General features: G+C 55.5%; 1 pseudogene. It reads left to right on the top strand.

What is annotated here, in order from left to right:
- Positions 1 to 209, top strand: a pseudogene (locus WFN87_RS24115) (gp53-like domain-containing protein); the annotation flags it as partial.

Raw genomic sequence — 209 nt, 5'->3', positions numbered from 1 at the left:
TGCTTCAGGTTTTGGTAACCAATATCTCAGCCGCCAAAACCCCTTCGCGGATATCAAGGCCGACGGTGCCGGGGCGGTTTCTACGGCTCTCGCAAACCTTGGTTTGGGGGAGGCGGCGAAACGGGGAGTAGGGACGGGAGCGAGCCAGGTGCCTGTTATGTCTTTCTGGCAAAAAAGTGCAGGTACTAGTCGATGGAGAAAATTTCCAG

The sequence above is a fragment of the Cedecea sp. AS113 genome (genome assembly GCF_037152415.1).
In the GTDB taxonomy this organism is placed as follows: Bacteria; Pseudomonadota; Gammaproteobacteria; order Enterobacterales; family Enterobacteriaceae; genus Cedecea.
The sequence above is the reverse complement of the archived record's forward strand: the minus strand, read 5'-3'. Positions and strand labels throughout refer to the sequence as shown.